The 16,541-nt window shown below is 32.5% G+C and carries 18 protein-coding genes; 5 read left to right on the top strand and 13 right to left on the bottom strand.

Translation table 11 applies throughout. The features are described 5' to 3' along the window. Positions 1-22: 22 nt before the first annotated feature. From asnS to D6200_RS12750, 3 genes are all read left to right on the top strand, one after another. Positions 23-1,456 (top strand): asparagine--tRNA ligase, encoded by a 1,434-nt coding sequence (gene asnS / locus D6200_RS12760; RefSeq protein ID WP_073182078.1) that lies wholly within the window; start codon positions 23-25, stop codon positions 1,454-1,456. Between the two features lie 83 nt (positions 1,457-1,539). Further along, positions 1,540-3,003, top strand: coding sequence for an RNA polymerase factor sigma-54 (rpoN, locus tag D6200_RS12755; RefSeq protein ID WP_073182079.1), 1,464 nt, complete (start codon positions 1,540-1,542; stop codon positions 3,001-3,003). After that, positions 3,003-3,602 (top strand): hypothetical protein, encoded by a 600-nt coding sequence (locus D6200_RS12750; RefSeq protein ID WP_073182081.1) that lies wholly within the window; start codon positions 3,003-3,005, stop codon positions 3,600-3,602. Before rpoN ends, D6200_RS12750 begins: the two co-directional genes overlap by 1 nt. Here D6200_RS12750 and D6200_RS12745 read toward each other — a convergent pair. The 6 genes from D6200_RS12745 to D6200_RS12720 form a co-directional block, all read right to left on the bottom strand. Then, the gene (locus D6200_RS12745) at positions 3,597-4,265 is read right to left on the bottom strand and encodes a porin family protein (protein ID WP_073182083.1); all 669 of its coding nucleotides are present in this window, start codon (positions 4,263-4,265) and stop codon (positions 3,597-3,599) included. The genes D6200_RS12750 and D6200_RS12745 overlap by 6 nt on opposite strands. Positions 4,266-4,351: 86 nt before the next feature. Beyond that, complete coding sequence (locus tag D6200_RS12740) at positions 4,352-4,822, bottom strand: ExbD/TolR family protein (RefSeq protein WP_047789990.1); 471 nt, start codon at positions 4,820-4,822, stop codon at positions 4,352-4,354. A gap of 17 nt (positions 4,823-4,839) precedes the next feature. Further along, complete coding sequence (locus D6200_RS12735) at positions 4,840-5,466, bottom strand: ExbD/TolR family protein (protein ID WP_073182085.1); 627 nt, start codon at positions 5,464-5,466, stop codon at positions 4,840-4,842. A 6-nt stretch (positions 5,467-5,472) separates the two neighbouring features. Then, positions 5,473-5,916 carry a hypothetical protein gene (locus D6200_RS12730; protein WP_073182087.1) on the bottom strand — a complete coding sequence of 148 codons (444 nt, stop codon included), beginning with the start codon at positions 5,914-5,916 and terminating at the stop codon, positions 5,473-5,475. Between the two features lie 7 nt (positions 5,917-5,923). Then, positions 5,924-6,652 carry a MotA/TolQ/ExbB proton channel family protein gene (locus D6200_RS12725; protein ID WP_073182089.1) on the bottom strand — a complete coding sequence of 243 codons (729 nt, stop codon included), beginning with the start codon at positions 6,650-6,652 and terminating at the stop codon, positions 5,924-5,926. Between the two features lie 252 nt (positions 6,653-6,904). Next, positions 6,905-7,936, bottom strand: a complete 1,032-nt coding sequence (locus tag D6200_RS12720) for an asparaginase (RefSeq protein WP_073182090.1) — start codon at positions 7,934-7,936, stop codon at positions 6,905-6,907. Between the two features lie 94 nt (positions 7,937-8,030). Here D6200_RS12720 and D6200_RS12715 point away from each other — a divergent pair, with 94 nt between their 5' ends. Continuing rightward, the gene (locus tag D6200_RS12715; protein ID WP_047789985.1) at positions 8,031-8,729 is read left to right on the top strand and encodes a zinc metallopeptidase; all 699 of its coding nucleotides are present in this window, start codon (positions 8,031-8,033) and stop codon (positions 8,727-8,729) included. A gap of 112 nt (positions 8,730-8,841) precedes the next feature. Here the strand turns inward: D6200_RS12715 and lepA are convergent, their stop codons facing one another. From lepA to D6200_RS12695, 4 genes are all read right to left on the bottom strand, one after another. After that, complete coding sequence (lepA, locus tag D6200_RS12710; protein WP_073182092.1) at positions 8,842-10,638, bottom strand: translation elongation factor 4; 1,797 nt, start codon at positions 10,636-10,638, stop codon at positions 8,842-8,844. A gap of 167 nt (positions 10,639-10,805) precedes the next feature. Then, positions 10,806-11,003, bottom strand: a complete 198-nt coding sequence (locus D6200_RS12705) for a hypothetical protein (protein WP_073182094.1) — start codon at positions 11,001-11,003, stop codon at positions 10,806-10,808. Between the two features lie 10 nt (positions 11,004-11,013). Then, positions 11,014-12,405: a radical SAM protein gene (locus D6200_RS12700; protein ID WP_073182096.1), complete on the bottom strand. Its 1,392-nt coding sequence runs from the start codon at positions 12,403-12,405 to the stop codon at positions 11,014-11,016. Further along, the gene (locus D6200_RS12695; RefSeq protein ID WP_047790050.1) at positions 12,386-13,138 is read right to left on the bottom strand and encodes a prolipoprotein diacylglyceryl transferase; all 753 of its coding nucleotides are present in this window, start codon (positions 13,136-13,138) and stop codon (positions 12,386-12,388) included. The genes D6200_RS12700 and D6200_RS12695 overlap by 20 nt, the downstream gene beginning before the upstream one ends. 65 nt (positions 13,139-13,203) lie before the next feature. Here D6200_RS12695 and dusB point away from each other — a divergent pair, with 65 nt between their 5' ends. Beyond that, positions 13,204-14,205, top strand: coding sequence for a tRNA dihydrouridine synthase DusB (dusB, locus tag D6200_RS12690; protein ID WP_047789981.1), 1,002 nt, complete (start codon positions 13,204-13,206; stop codon positions 14,203-14,205). Between the two features lie 8 nt (positions 14,206-14,213). On the opposite strand, the gene D6200_RS12685 is transcribed toward dusB, so the two are convergent. The 3 genes from D6200_RS12685 to D6200_RS12675 are packed head-to-tail and all read right to left on the bottom strand — an operon-like array spanning position 14,214 to position 16,519. Further along, a complete protein-coding gene (locus tag D6200_RS12685) occupies positions 14,214-15,416 on the bottom strand; it encodes an ABC transporter permease (RefSeq protein ID WP_073182098.1) in 1,203 nt (400 codons plus the stop codon). 38 nt (positions 15,417-15,454) lie between these two features. Continuing rightward, the gene (rbfA, locus tag D6200_RS12680; RefSeq protein ID WP_047789979.1) at positions 15,455-15,850 is read right to left on the bottom strand and encodes a 30S ribosome-binding factor RbfA; all 396 of its coding nucleotides are present in this window, start codon (positions 15,848-15,850) and stop codon (positions 15,455-15,457) included. Between the two features lie 21 nt (positions 15,851-15,871). Next, positions 15,872-16,519: a response regulator transcription factor gene (locus tag D6200_RS12675; RefSeq protein ID WP_082118668.1), complete on the bottom strand. Its 648-nt coding sequence runs from the start codon at positions 16,517-16,519 to the stop codon at positions 15,872-15,874. Positions 16,520-16,541: the final 22 nt, after the last annotated feature.

The following is a 16,541-nucleotide window of genomic DNA, read 5'->3' as shown; positions in this document are numbered from 1 at the left end:
ATTTTATTGAAGATATAAAGACATGAAAAGAAGTAGCGTTAAAGATTTATTACAATCTGACAAATTTTTACAAGAAGTACACGTAAAAGGGTGGGTAAGAACTTTTAGAAGCAATCGTTTTATTGCTTTAAATGATGGTTCTACTATTAATAATATTCAGTGTGTTGTAGATTTTGAAAATACCGACGAAACTTTATTAAAAAGAATAAATACTGGAGCAGCTGTAAGCATTCAAGGTACTTTGGTTGAAAGTCAAGGTAGAGGACAAACAGTAGAAATTCAGGTAAACAATTTGGAAATCTTAGGAGATTCAAATCCTGATGAATATCCAATTCAGCCCAAAAAACACAGTTTAGAGTTTTTACGTGAAAATGCTCATTTACGCGTAAGAACTAACACTTTTAGTGCTGTAATGCGTTTACGTTCTGCATTATCATTTGCAGTACATCAGTACTTCCAACAAAACGGGTTTTACTATGTAAATACTCCAATTATTACAGGTTCTGATGCTGAAGGCGCTGGAGAAATGTTTAAAGTAACTCAGTTTGAAGCAAACAAAGCTCCTGTAAACGAAGAAGGTAAAATTGATTATTCTAAAGATTTCTTTGGAAAAGAAACTAACCTAACAGTTTCTGGTCAATTAGAAGGTGAAACCTATGCGATGGCATTAGGTAAAATATATACTTTCGGGCCTACTTTTAGAGCTGAGAACTCTAATACTACACGTCATTTAGCAGAATTTTGGATGATTGAACCAGAGGTGGCTTTTAACGATTTAGATGCTAACATGGATCTTTCTGAAGACTTTATTAAGTATGTATTACAATATGTATTAGACAACTGTAAAGATGATTTGGCTTTCTTAGACAATCGCTTAGCGCAAGAGGAAAAAACGAAACCTCAAGCGCAACGTAGTGAAATGGGCTTAATAGAAAAATTAAAATTTGTTGTAGACAATAACTTTAAGCGTGTAAGCTATACAGAAGCAATAGATATTTTAAGAAATTCTAAGCCTAACAAGAAGAAGAAATTTCAATTTCCTGTTAACGAGTGGGGTGTTGATTTACAATCAGAACACGAGCGTTATTTAGTAGAAAAACACTTTAAATGCCCTGTAATTTTATTCGATTATCCAGCAAATATAAAAGCATTTTACATGCGTTTAAATGAAGATGGTAAAACAGTACGTGCTATGGATGTTTTATTCCCTGGAATTGGAGAAATGGTAGGAGGTTCTGAAAGAGAAGAACGCTTAGACGTTTTAAAAGAAAAAATGGCTGAACTAAATATTCCTGAAGAAGAATTATGGTGGTACTTAGACACTCGTAAATTTGGTACAGCTGTACACTCTGGATTTGGTTTAGGTTTTGAACGTTTAGTTTTATTTGCAACTGGAATGAGCAATATTCGTGACGTTATTCCTTTTCCAAGAACACCACAAAACGCTGAGTTTTAAAAAAATCATAAAACTTATAAATATCAATCGTCATTCCTTTACGAATGGCGATTTTTTTTGTCCTATTTCATATCTTTGTATATATGCTAAAACAAAGTTTACATCAAAAATTACTTCAAAAATTATCTCCACAACAAATACAGTTGATGAAGTTAATTCAATTGCCTACGCAAGCTTTTGAAGAACGTTTGAAACAAGAAATTGAAGAAAATCCCGCATTAGATACTGGTAAAGACGAGCCTGAAAATTTTGAGGATAGCTTAGCCAATGATGTTGATTATGACGATTCGGGTAATGAAAAAATAGATGCTGAAGATATAAACATTGATGAGTATTTAAGTGATGATGAATACCCTAGTTATAAAACGCAAACTAACAACTATTCTTCAGATGATGAAGACAAGCAAATTCCTTATGCAGCAGGTACTAGCTTTCATCAATCTTTAAAAAATCAATTAAATACTTTTAGAATTGACGAAGAAGAACGTGCTATTGCTGAGTTTTTAGTGGGTAGTATTGATGATAGCGGTTATATACGTAGAGATATTATAGATCTAGTTGACGACTTAGCTTTTACCCAAAATGTTTTTACTACTGAGGAAAAAGTACAAAATGTTTTGATAAATGTTGTTCAAAAATTAGACCCTACTGGTGTAGGTGCTTTAAATTTAAAAGAGTGTTTAATCATTCAATTAAAAGCTAAATCTGAGAATGAAAGCAGAGCATTAGCAATAAGAATTTTAGAAGAAGCTTTTGATCATTTTGTTAAAAAGCACTACAAGAAGCTTCTAGAAAAATTCAATATTTCTGAAGAACAATTAAAGGAGATTATTAGCGAAATAAGCAAACTAAACCCAAAACCTGGAAGTTCTTACGCTGGAAATAATAAAATAGCAGAGCAAATAGTTCCCGATTTTTCAATTAAAATTATTGATGGGAACTTAGATTTAACTTTGAACTCTCGTAACGCTCCAGAATTGCATGTTTCTAGAGAATACAACAATATGTTAAAAGGGTATCAAGATTCTAAAGAGAAAACTAAATCTCAAAAAGATGCTGTACTCTTTATAAAGCAAAAATTAGATGCTGCAAAATGGTTTATTGATGCTATAAAACAACGTCAGCAGACCCTTTTAGTAACAATGAATGCGATTATGCATCGTCAGTCAGCATATTTTTTAACAGGTGATGAGCGTAAGTTAAAACCTATGATTTTAAAAGATATTGCTGACGAAATTGGTATGGACGTCTCAACTGTTTCTCGTGTTGCTAGTAGTAAGTATGTTTCTACACCTTACGGTACAAAATTGATTAAGGAATTCTTTTCTGAATCGATGAAAAACGACCAAGGAGAAGATGTTTCAACTAGAGAAATTAAGAAAATTTTAGAAACTGTAATTACAGAGGAAGACAAACGAAAACCTCTTACCGATGAAAAATTATCTAAAATTTTAAAAGAAAAAGGATACCCTATCGCTAGAAGAACAGTTGCTAAATATCGTGAACAATTAGACATTCCTGTCGCGAGGTTACGCAAAGAAATTTAATGCGATGGCATAAATTCATATCAACCATTCTTCACCCTATTGTAATGCCTACTATAGGAGTTATATTGTATTTCCTACTTTCTCCAATAAGCTTAAATAAACAACAACAATATACTATATTGGCAATAGTATTTGTAGCTACATACATTATACCTATGCTTCTGCTAGTTTTCTTAAAGTCTATTGGTCACATAAAATCTTTTCGCGTATATAGTATAAACGAACGAAAATTTCCAATTTTCTTTATGATGACTTTATTTTTAATTCTAGGAAAAATGTTTGCTAGTATGAGTATTTTAAAAGACGTTAGCTACCTCTTTTACGGAACTGTATTTGGTTTAGGCTTTATTTACTTGCTATTTCCTTTTAAAATTAAAGGAAGCCTCCATTTGTTTTCTATGGGAGTTGCAGTTGGATATTTCTTATTGTTTCAACAAATACAAGCTGTTTATGTACTCCCTATAATTATATCATTTATTTTTTTAGCTGGCATTCTTGCAAGCTCAAGATTACATTTAAAAGCTCATAAGGTAAGAGAAGTATACTTAGGTTTTTTTATTGGCTTATTAAGTCCTTTTATTGCCTATTGTGTATTATAGTAAATAAAAGCTTAGGCCTAATTTAACTATTTTACTATCTATTGATTTTCCATTCAGAGTTACATTTTTAAACATAGGTGACAATCCGTAATATACATGGAAATTAAATGTACCATAACCTGCAGACAAAGTTAATCCTGCTTGCCATTTATTGTATTTTTCAATATTTGAAAAACTAACTCTTCCTGTTGGTGAGTCGTATCGAAAGCTATTACTTATGTTATAAGAGACTTTAAAACCCGCATAAAAACGCCAAAATGAATACGTATTTGCATCTGAAGATCGCCATCTAAACTGAATAGGCATTTCTAAATTGTGAAGTTTTATTTTGTTGGATGAAATGTCTGGGTCAGTTTCATACTCTTTTACATTTCCTTCTAGCACTTTTAACCCATGACTGAATGAGTCATAATTATACCCTAAACCTATAGCCATTGCTGTTCTACCATTTATATTAAAGGGTATATCCTTCATGTAACCGACACCTAGACCATAAGAGAAACCAGTCTTCCCGATTCCATCTGGTTGATCTTTTAATAAGTTATATGTTATATCAATGTATAACTGATCTTCCCAATACTTATCCCCTAACTGTAAAGAATCTTTCTGGCAAAAAGTAGTTAATGACAGAAAAAACACGAAAAAACTTACTATATACTTCATAGATAATTAACTAACGATAAAGATACTTTTTTTGTATAAAAAAAGAGCAATCTATTGATTGCTCTTTTTGTTTTATTTAAAAGTAATTACTTCTTAATAACATCTCCCTTGTGAGTAGATAAACTTAATTTAAGAGCGTTAACATCTCTTAATTTCTCACGAATGTCAGCTAATGTACCTACACTCGATTCTCTATCTGCTTTTATAGAAGTTGTCATAAAAGGTACTTCTGCTTCAGAAACATTATCTCTTTCAAGATAGATAAAAGAAGGAACTTCATCTGGAGTCGCTATTTTATCATTTAACTGTATTCTATTGTACCCTGTTCCATACTTTGGGTCTTTAGCTTTACCAACATAAATTGTACTCACCAAACTTTTACGCTCAAGCTTCTTTACCTCACTGGCACTTGGTAAACGAGGTGAATCTATTTGTAAATCTGTTTCTCTCATGGTAGTAGTTACCATGAAGAAGAATAATAACATGAAAACAATATCTGGTAAAGACGCCGTGGATAATGCTGGCAATCCTTTTTTCTTCTTTTTAAATTTAGACATATTCTATTGTTTTACTATTATTGAACATTTGTTGGTTCAGAATCAGATATAATTTGAGGATAACTCGCTTTAATATCTTCAACTTTCTTTCTTAATGACTCATCTTTTCTTGCGCTGTCTTTAAAAGCTTGTTCTAACTCAGTAAAGCTCATACCATATTTCTCTTGGCACAATCTATCACGCAACTCTGTATAAGCCCTTAATAACTCATTCTGTACAGCTACATACGTACCGAATTCAGTACCTCTATCGCTTTCAACAGAAATTACTGCTTTGTTTGGATGATCTGACGACTCAGGGTCTTTTTCACCTTTACAGTAATCACAAGCAGCTCCTGCTTCTTTTCCTGGCATTGGATTACCAATACCTCCACCATTATCTATAAATTTGATTGCTGCATCTTTTAAGTCTTTCAACTCCATAATTTCTTCTTCAACTAAAAGTTGATTATTACGGTTGATACTAACTTGAAAAATATTTTTCTCTTTAATAATTGGTGGCTCTACATCAGTTTTTTCAGCTAACTTTTTTGGGATACCTGAATCAACATCCATTGTAGTTGTTACAAGGAAAAAGATAAGTAGCAAGAAGGCAATATCTGCCATCGAACCTGCATTAATTTCTGGGTTTTCTCTTCTTGCCATATTAACTTATGATTTAACTATTCCTTTTAATAAATCCCAAACAAAGAAACCTCCTGCGATTACTATTAATATAATACTTAGCCAAATACCTGTACTTGTGTATTTAGAAACACTACTACCTGCTTCAGCTACAACCTCTTTAGTAGCCCCTAAAACTTGGCTATCACTAGCAAGCATATAAGAAATTACTAATAACACTCCCATCGCTAATAAGCCAAGTAATGACTTCTTCAAAGCTTCTGGATTCTTAAATAAACTCAAAATTGAAGCTAAAACTGTAACTCCTGCTGTTAATATTAGTAATATCAGCGAATAAGTTACTAACGGAGAAACTGCCTTTGATAAAGCAATTGGATCCTCTTCATCAGCTCCCATTGTCATAATAAACAAGACTATCCCTACTAGAGAAAGCAATGCTACTATTATTGTTATTAATTTACTGTTCTTCATTCTTTAATTATTTTTTATACTTAGCTAGTAAGTCGATTAAAGAAATAGATGCATCTTCCATATTATTAACAATACTATCTACCTTAGAGATAATGTAGTTATAAAAAATTTGTAAGATAATTGCTACTATTAATCCAAATACTGTAGTTAAAAGTGCTACTTTAATACCAGTTGCTACTACTGCAGGAGAAATATCGTTAGCTACAGCAATCGAATCAAATGCTCCGATCATACCAATTACAGTCCCCATAAATCCTAACATTGGTGCTAACGCAATAAATAACGAAATCCATGAAATGTTCTTTTCTAATAAGCCCATTTGTACACCACCGTATCCTACAACAGCTTTTTCAGCAGCTTCTAATCCTTCATCTGCTCTTTCTAAACCTTGGTAAAAGATAGAGGCAACAGGACCTTTTGTATTTCTACAAACTTCTTTAGCAGCTTCTACACCACCTGAACTTAATGCTTCGTCAACGCTAGCTACTAATTTTTTAGTATTAGTTGTAGCCATGTTTAAATAAATAATTCTTTCAATTGCAATGGCTAAACCTAAAATTAAGGCTACTAATACAATTCCCATAAAACCAGGCCCACCATCAATAAAGTATCTTTTTAAGATTTGGTGAAAAGTTTCTGATCCTTCTGCCGCTGCTGCGTCTTGAGCATAAGTTGACTGAATAGCTCCTAAAAACATAAATCCTGCAATAGTTAGGATATTTACTACTTTTTTCATTTTGTTATAATTAATTTTAAATAGTTAACGGGTTAAAAATACAAATTTTACCATGAAAAACTTAATTTTTTACAAATAAGTAATTCTTTACTTGTACTTATTACGCTTTTAATTTTACAGAGTGGCAAGTAACAAAAAAATGTTGGTACATTAAAAAAAATCTCTAGGATTTCTATTAATCACTCCTTTTTTAACTCTTTTCTATACTATTTCAAGCAGTTACAAGCACAAAATTAACGATTTATTTACAAACTATGCCATTTCTCCCCTTAGGGGTGTTTGAAAATAATGCGTAAAATCTTCTTTTGAAAGCTTTTCTCCTAACAAATACATCATTTTAGCAATGGCTGTTTCTGTTGTAATATCCTTACCATCAACAATACCAATGCGTTTTAATTCTGAACTTGTTTCATAATGTCCTAAAATTACACTTCCTCCTTTACATTGAGTTACGTTAACTATGTAAATTCCTTTGCTAACCGATTCCTCTAATAAATCAACAAACCATTTTTCGGTTGGTGCATTTCCTGATCCGTAAGTTTCTAAAATAATACCTTTTAAATCTGGGATATTCATAAAACTTCTCACTACAGATTCTGTAATACCTGGAAATAACTTTAAAATAGCCACGTGATTATCAAGGTTCTTTCTTACTACTAAATCACTTTGATTTTCTTTAGGTTTAAGTAATAATGGATAATTAAAGTTTAAATGCACACCACTTTCTGCTAAAGGGGGATAGTTCATAGAAGCAAATGCTTCGAATTGTTCAGCATTTATTTTTGTAGTTCTGTTTGCTCTATATAATTTATATTCAAAATATAATCCTACTTCTTGAATTACTGGTTTGCCATTTTCATAGGCTGATGCTACTTGTATAGATGTAATTAAATTTTCTTTAGCATCTGTACGTAAATCTCCAATAGGCAATTGTGATCCCGTAAAAATCACAGGCTTTTGTAAATTTTCAAACATAAAACTTATTGTAGACGATGTATACGACATGGTGTCTGAGCCCGTTAGCACTACAAATCCGTCAAACTTGTCATAATTATCGGAGATTATATCTGCTATTTGTATATAATAATGTACACTCATGTTTGATGAATCAATTGGTTCATCAAACGATATTGTATTAATTTCGCAATTAAGCTGCTGTAATTCTGGAATTTTACTTGAGATTTGACTAAAATCAAATGCTTTTAACGCTCCCGTATTATAGTCTTTAACCATACCAATAGTTCCGCCTGTGTAAACTATTAAAATTTTAGGTTGATTTGCCATTTTGACATTTTTTTATACCGTTAATAATTTGGAATAATTTATGTTGTAAATTTAACCAACAAAAATGATACAAAATTTTAAAACTATATAGATTATGATAGGATTTTATATTCTAATTGGTATTATATCTCTTTTCAGTTGGTTAGTGAGTAATACGTTAAAAAGAAAGTTTAAAAAATACTCTCAAGTTCATTTACGAAACGGTATGAGTGGTGCTGAAATTGCACAAAAAATGCTAGCTGATCACGGTATTTACGATGTTCAGGTAATTTCTACACCAGGTATGTTAACCGATCATTACAACCCTCAAAACAAAACTGTAAACTTGAGTGAAGCTGTGTACAACCAACGAAATGCTGCCGCAGCTGCTGTAGCTGCTCACGAGGTAGGGCATGCTGTACAGCATGCTAGAGCTTATCAATATTTACAAATGCGATCTAAACTAGTACCTATGGTAAGTATTACTTCTCGTTTTTCTCAATGGATGGTAATTGGTGGTATTGCTTTTGGTGCTGCTTCTGGTAGTACAGGTATTGGTTTTTATATTGCTTTAGCTGGTTTAGCATTTATGGCTTTAGGTACTGTTTTTAGCTTTGTTACCTTACCTGTTGAGTATGATGCGAGTAATAGAGCCTTAGCTTGGTTAGAAAATAAAAACATGGTTACTCGTGAAGAACTAGCTGGATCTAAAGACGCTTTAAAATGGGCTGCAAGAACGTATTTAGTAGCTGCTCTAGGTTCTTTAGCAATGCTATTGTATTGGGCTTTGCAAGTTTTAGGAAATAGGGATTAAAATTTAATGTAACAATTTGGAAATTTGATAATCTAATATAAAAACCCCGTTTTGATTTCATCAAAACGGGGTTTTTATATGTTCTTGTTTATCTATTCTAATTTCAAAAAAACTAGTCATTCAACTTCAACACTGCCATAAACGCTTGCTGTGGAATTTCTACATTTCCTACTTGACGCATACGTTTTTTACCTTTTTTCTGCTTCTCTAATAATTTACGTTTACGAGAAATATCTCCTCCATAACATTTTGCAGTTACATCTTTACGTAAAGCTTTTACAGTTTCACGAGCAATAATTTTTGCTCCAATTGCTGCTTGAATAGGAATATCAAATTGTTGTCTTGGAATCAATTCTTTTAACTTTTCACAAATACGTTTTCCTATTGAATACGCATTACTATCGTGTAATAGAGCTGAAAGCGCATCAACTATTTGTCCATTAAGTAACATATCTACACGAACTAACTTTGACTTTTGCATTCCTATTGGATGATAATCGAACGACGCATATCCTTTAGATACTGTTTTTAATCTATCGTAAAAATCAAAAACGATTTCTGCCAACGGCATATCAAAAATTAACTCCACTCGCTCTGGAGTTAAATAAGTTTGATTTACAATTTGTCCGCGTTTTTCAATACAAAGCGACATTACTTGTCCTACAAAATCGGCCTTTGTAATAATTGAAGCTTTGATAAATGGTTCTTCTACCCTATCTAACTTTGATGGATCTGGTAAATCTGATGGGTTATTCACTATAATAACCTCATCAGGATTTTTCTTCGTGAATGCATGGTAACTTACGTTAGGAACCGTAGTAATTACCGTCATATTAAATTCACGTTCTAGACGCTCTTGAATAATTTCCATGTGTAACATTCCTAAGAATCCACATCGGAAACCAAAACCAAGTGCTGCTGAACTTTCTGGTTGAAAAACTAAGGAAGCATCATTTAATTGTAGCTTTTCCATTGAAGCACGTAGTTCCTCGTAATCTTCAGTATCTACAGGGTAAATTCCTGCGAATACCATTGGTTTTACATCTTCAAATCCTTCAATTCTATCTGTAGTTGGATTGGCAAAATCGGTAATAGTATCTCCTACTTTTACTTCCTTCGCTGCTTTAATTCCTGTAATTAAATACCCTACATCACCTGTTTTTATTTCGTTTTTTACAACTTGGCTTAGTTTTAAAGTTCCTACTTCATCGGCTCCATACTGCCTTCCTGTAGCCATAAACTTTATTTGTTGATTCTTTTTAATAGAACCATCAATTACTCTAAAGTAGGTTTCAATTCCACGATACGAATTGTATACTGAATCGAAAATCAATGCTTTTAAAGGTGCATCGGGATTTCCACTCGGTGAAGGAATTTTTTCAATAATTGCCTTTAAAATATTATCTACTCCAAAACCTGTTTTTCCACTTGCGTGAATTACATCTTCTGGCTCACACCCTAATAAATCAACAATATCATCTGTTACTTCCTCTGGGTTTGCTGAAGGTAAATCTACTTTATTTAATACTGGAATAATTTCCAAATCATTTTCTAACGCTAGGTATAAGTTAGAAATAGTTTGTGCTTGTATACTTTGTGCCGCATCTACAATTAGCAATGCTCCTTCACATGCTGCAATAGAACGAGAAACTTCATAAGAAAAATCTACGTGACCTGGAGTGTCAATTAGGTTTAATATATAATCTTCACCTTCATAAACATAGTCCATCTGAATAGCGTGTGACTTAATGGTAATTCCACGTTCACGTTCTAAATCCATGTTATCAAGTAACTGATTTTGTTTTTCACGCTCAGTAACCGACCCTGTATAGTCTAATAATCTATCTGCAAGGGTACTTTTACCATGATCAATATGTGCAATTATGCAAAAATTTCTAATGTTCTTCATTCAATGTAAAGTTTCTCAAGCCATTTCTAAACATGTAACATAAACTTTTATTAGCTCAATATCTAGAATGGATTCATTCGTCGTAATTCTAACTACTTGTAATTTGCAAAGATACTTTATTTGCAGGCTACTACAAACAAAATAAATAGCGAAAATTATACTCTTATTTAGGTAAGCATACTACCACATATACCTAATCCAATTATCAGATACAAAACAGCTAGTATGTAAAATATTTTTGAAGCTGTTTTACTTTTTTTTCTAATAGCTGCTCCAATAACAGCTAGTAACACGGGTGGACCAAACATAATTAAACCTATAATTACGAATAAACCTGAAAGATCGCCTACTTCTAAAAATACCATATCCTTTTTCTTATATTTCTTGTCTTAACTTTTCTAAATATTCTTTTTTATCATCCCTATAAAAGAGATTCATTGTTTCAAAAGGAATAATTTTATTGTCTTTATCTACTATGTGTACACATGATTTTTTTACCGCTCGTACATCAAAATTATAAGCATCAATAAACTGCATGATTATAACTCTAAATAAATTATCGTACCCTAACTCTGGCGCATCAATATTTGGTAAACAACACATGATTGATTTTAAATTTTCTTCTGCCACTTCAACAGAATTCCCCGTACTAAATAACTCTATCATTTTTCCGTGTAGCGCTTCATCTTGCTCATAAATAATGGTGTTTTTACTATTATCTAACAAATCATTGGGATTAATATACCTAGTTAACGGAAACACTTCTCCTCCCAATTTTAGAGCATATCCCATTACCAAAGCATCAGGATTACAAGGTACTGGAATTAAATCGTCAGCGTTGAAAACATCTGTTTGTTCCATTATTTTTCTTCTAACTTCAGTAAGCGTCATTCTATCCGTTTCTGGATTAAAGCCTTCTAACCTTCCAGCTATTTGTGTTGGTTGAAACGTAACCCCTCTCACACACTTTTGCTGCAAGGCATAATCAATTACTTTACCTATTTCGTGATCATTTAATCCTTTTTGAAGCGTAACTACTAAAGTTGTTGATAGATTTAACTTATTCAAGTTTTCGATTGCTTGTCTGCGAATTTCATTCAAGTCTGCTCCTCTCAACTCTCTCAACACACTATCTTCAAAGGAATCAAACTGTAAGTAAATTTCAAAATCGGGTGTATAGGTTTTCAATCGTTCAGCAAAAGCAACGTCTTTCGCTATTTTAATCCCGTTAGTATTCAACATTAAATGTCGGATAGGAAGTGATTTTGCATAGTCTAAAATTTCCCAAAATTGAGGGTGTATCGTTGGCTCTCCTCCACTGATTTGTACTACATCAGGTTCTTTTTCATTTTTCACCACAGCATCTAACATCGCTTTTACTTCTTCTAGTGTTCGATGGCGTCCATACGTAGGTGATGAACCTGCATAACAAGTAGGGCAAGTTAAATTACATCTATCGGTAACCTCAACAACGGTTAAACATGAATGCTGTTCATGATCTGGACATAATCCGCAATCATAAGGACATCCATAATCTGTTTTTGTATTAAACGTATAGGGCATTTCACTAGGTTTGTTATAGTTTCTGATATTTTTATAATATTCAATATCATCTGCTATTAACACTTTTGAACTTCCATGTTCTCTACAACGCTTAAGCATATAAACCTTGTCGTCTTCAAATACTATTTTGGCATCTACTCTTTTTAAACATTCAGGACATAAACTCAATGTAAAATCGTAGTAGTTATATTTTCTTTCTGGCATTTTTTATTTTTAGAATTATAAATTTTGTGTAATATACATAACAAACTATACATAGTATTTGAATAGTGCTTAAACCAAAAATTAAAAAAGTATTGGGTTTTAAAAACTCTATACAAAAGCGAAAACCAAAATAAGCTAACATAAAAAACTTAAAAAGTTCTCCTGATTGTAAAATGTATTCTTTCTTTAGGTATTTTAAACTGATGAATAACCCTACTAAAAACACAAGCTCATATAATGCAACTGGGTGCCTTAATACTCCATCCCCTAAATCCATACCTAAGAAAGAAGCAGTTTCTCTTCCATAAGTAAATTCATTAATTCCAGAAAGAAAACATCCTATCCTTCCTATAAAAATTCCTACAATTATTGGGAGCACAAACAAATCACCCGACGATTTTGTTTCTCCTATTATTTTTTTCGCAATTTCAACACCTAACAAGCCACCAAACAAGCCTCCCATAATTGTTTTTGTATTCAAAATTTGAATTATGTTTTCTGTAGAAAAAGAGACTAAAGGATTTTCTAACACTCCCACCAATCGAGAACCAATTAAAGCTCCAGCTGCAGCTCCTAAAATAATTGACAACCTATTCTGAGAAGAAATATCGTCTTCTTTTTTCTTACGCAAGAAAACATAATAACGAAAAGCTAAAAAAAATGCTAAATATTCTAAAACAAGATGAATATTAATCGTGTAACCGAACAAAATAGGCTCAAAAGGAAGTTTCAATAAAAAAGTTTGTGAGTTAAAAAGCGAAATATACATAATTACTTAAAAAAAAGTAACTTTGCAGCATGATAAAAATAGGTAACATAGAACTTCCTGATTTCCCGCTGTTATTAGCGCCAATGGAAGATGTGAGTGATCCACCGTTTAGAGCTTTATGTAAAGAAAACGGTGCTGATGTGGTGTATACTGAATTTATTTCTTCGGAAGGATTGATTCGCGATGCAGCAAAGAGTGTAATGAAGCTAGATATTTACGAAAAGGAGCGCCCCGTGGGGATTCAAATTTTTGGCGCAAATTTAGATTCTATGTTACGTTCAGTTGAGATTGTTGAAAAAACGAATCCAGATATTATTGATATCAATTTCGGTTGCCCAGTAAAAAAAGTAGTTTCTAAAGGAGCTGGGGCTGGAATTTTAAAGGATATTGACTTGATGGTAAAACTTACCGAAGCAATGGTTAAACACACCAACTTACCTATTACTGTAAAAACTCGTTTGGGTTGGGACCATGATTCTATTCGAATTGTTGAAGTTGCCGAACGTTTGCAAGATGTTGGCTGTAAAGCAATCTCTATTCATGGGCGTACGCGTGCTCAAATGTACAAGGGTAATGCTGACTGGGCTCCAATTGCTGAAGTAAAAAACAACCCAAGAATGCATATTCCTGTGTTTGGAAATGGGGATGTTGATTCTCCTGAAAAAGCCATGGAAATGCGTGACAAATACGGATTAGATGGTTGTATGATTGGTCGTGCTTCTATTGGATATCCTTGGTTTTTTAATGAGGTAAAACATTATTTTAAAACTGGCGAACATTTATCTAAACCAACAATTTCTGAACGTGTTGACATGGCTCGTCGTCATTTAGAAATGTCTATTGACTGGAAAGGTGAACATTTAGGTGTTGTAGAAACAAGAAGACACTATACAAACTATTTTAAGGGAATTCCACATTTTAAAGAACACAGAATGAAAATGGTTACTTCTGACGATCCTAAAGATGTTTTTGCAGCTTTTGACGAAGTACAAGCTAAGTTTGGAAATGCAACGATTCCTGAAATAGGGTAAATAAAAACTTATCGTTCAATAAAACTTTTTGAAATCCTTGAACTTGCAATTTTTGCTGCTAAATATCCTAAAGCTGAAATTGTAACAACCACTACCAATAAGTTTATCCACTTAAACTCTACTGGGTATGCTAGATTTTGTGTAATCATTAGCAACTCAAAACGTTGTTGTATTATTACAATGATAACACCTAAAGCAATTCCTATTGTCATTCCTACAAGTGTTAGTAAGAAACCTTGCAGTACGAATATCTTTTTTATATCGTTTATACTACTTCCTAAATTAAACAGCGTTTTTAGGTTTTGACGTTTATCGATAATCATCATGATAATTGACCCTATCACATTAAACAAAGCTATAGCAACAATTAACGTAAAGATTAAATACGAAATGAAGTTTTCGGTATTAATCACTTTATAATATAACGTATTTAACTGTGCGCGGGTTTGCACTTTTAATTCATCTCCTAAAACATTTTGTAAGTTATTTTGGAATGTATCAAGATTTACCCCTTCTTTTAAGCGAAGTTCAACACCCGTAATTTGATTATCGTCGTATCCTAACAATTCTTGAGCAAGTGAAGTTTCAGTAAACACATATTTGTTCTGAAATTCTTCCGCACCTGTATATACTCCTACTATTTGTGTAGAAACAGATCGAAAAGCATTATTAGCATTGATAAATCCTTTTCCTGGTTTAGGCACTAAAATTTGAAGTGCTTCCCCAAAATTAAAAATACCCAGTGATAGTTTATACGATATTCCATACCCAACTACCGCCGTATTTTTATACTCTTCGTCAATCCAAGTACCTACTGTCAGCAAAGAATCAGTCGGAATAATTCTTGGATAATTAGAATCTACTCCTTTAATTTGAGCTATGTGCTCTTTGTTTTTATACTTTAAAAAAACACGTTCTTCCACTACTTTTGATGCAGCTTCTATCTCTTTGTTTTGCTGTAAAATACTATCTATTTTTTGAGAGTACAGGAAAGTCTTTCCTTTAGATGCGGTAATTTTTATATCGGGATCAGAAGCATTAAGTAATGAATCACTAAACGTTTTTAATCCTGAGAAACCAGATAATACAACAAACAAAGCCAAGGTACCAACTACAACACCAAAAACAGCTATTGCTGTGATTATATTTATTGCATTAGTACTTGTTTTAGAAAATAAGTATCTCTTAGCTATGTATAAAGGAAAGTTCAAGCATTCATAAATTTAGCTAGCCAAAGTAACAAAAATTATTAACGTTTTTGACGACGAGGCAGAACATCTGGATTTTTTATTGGGTCTACATCTTCTCCTTTTAAAGACTTATCAATATCCTCAATATAATCCAAACTATCATCTCCAAAGAACAACAATTCTGGCATTCTTCGTAATTGATTTTTTGTTCGTTGTGCTAATTCATGACGAATTAAGGGTGTATTAGATTTTACTCCTTCAATAATTTCATCTCTTTTTTCTGAAGGGAAAACACTTAAGTATACTTTTGCTACTCCCAAATCGGCAGTAACCGAAACTTTAGAAACCGATATAATCACTCCCTTCATTCCATCTTGAGCAGCACGTTGTAAAACGTCTACCAAATCCTGTTGCAACACTCCTGCTATTTTTCTCTGTCTATTTGTTTCTTCCATGCTGCAAATTTAAGCATAAAATTACGGAGTGTAAATTTTATTTTTTATGGCATACATAACCAAGCCCACTCTATTTCTTACATTTAACTTTGTAAATAGACTATCTCGATAACCATCAATTGTTTTTGGGCTTAAAAACATTTTTTCAGCAATCTCTTTGTATGTTAATTCCGAGCATGCTAGCTTCATAAAAGTTATTTCATTATCCTTAAACGCTAGGTTATTTCGTGAGTTCTTTCCTGAAACGGAATCTAACAATAACGTGGTAACATTTCTGGTATGATAAAATCCGTTGTCCATCATTTCTAACAACGCTTTCTCTAAAATTTCTTTCTTAGTATCTTTTAGCAGGTACCCTACAGCACCAGCTTTTAACATTTTTAAAATAGTGCCGTCAGCGTCCTCTACAGACAATGCCATAACATGTACTTGTGGGTAGTTATTCACTATCCACTCTGTAGTTTCAATACCGTTCATCACAGGCATATTAACATCTACTAAAACTAAATCTGGTATATTTTTAGGTGATGCCAAAAACTTTTCTTCAACTTCTTTACCATTTTTGCAAGTGTAAAGCACCTTGAATTTATCAAAAGTATTTACCATACCTTCAATAGCTTGTGATAATAACGTATGATCATCTACAACAACAACTGAGTATTTCATAATTTTTGTGGGTTATATTTCGTTA

The sequence above is a fragment of the Tenacibaculum mesophilum genome, assembly GCF_003867075.1.
Taxonomy (GTDB): domain Bacteria; phylum Bacteroidota; class Bacteroidia; order Flavobacteriales; family Flavobacteriaceae; genus Polaribacter; species Polaribacter mesophilus.
The sequence above is the reverse complement of the archived record's forward strand: the minus strand, read 5'-3'. Positions and strand labels throughout refer to the sequence as shown.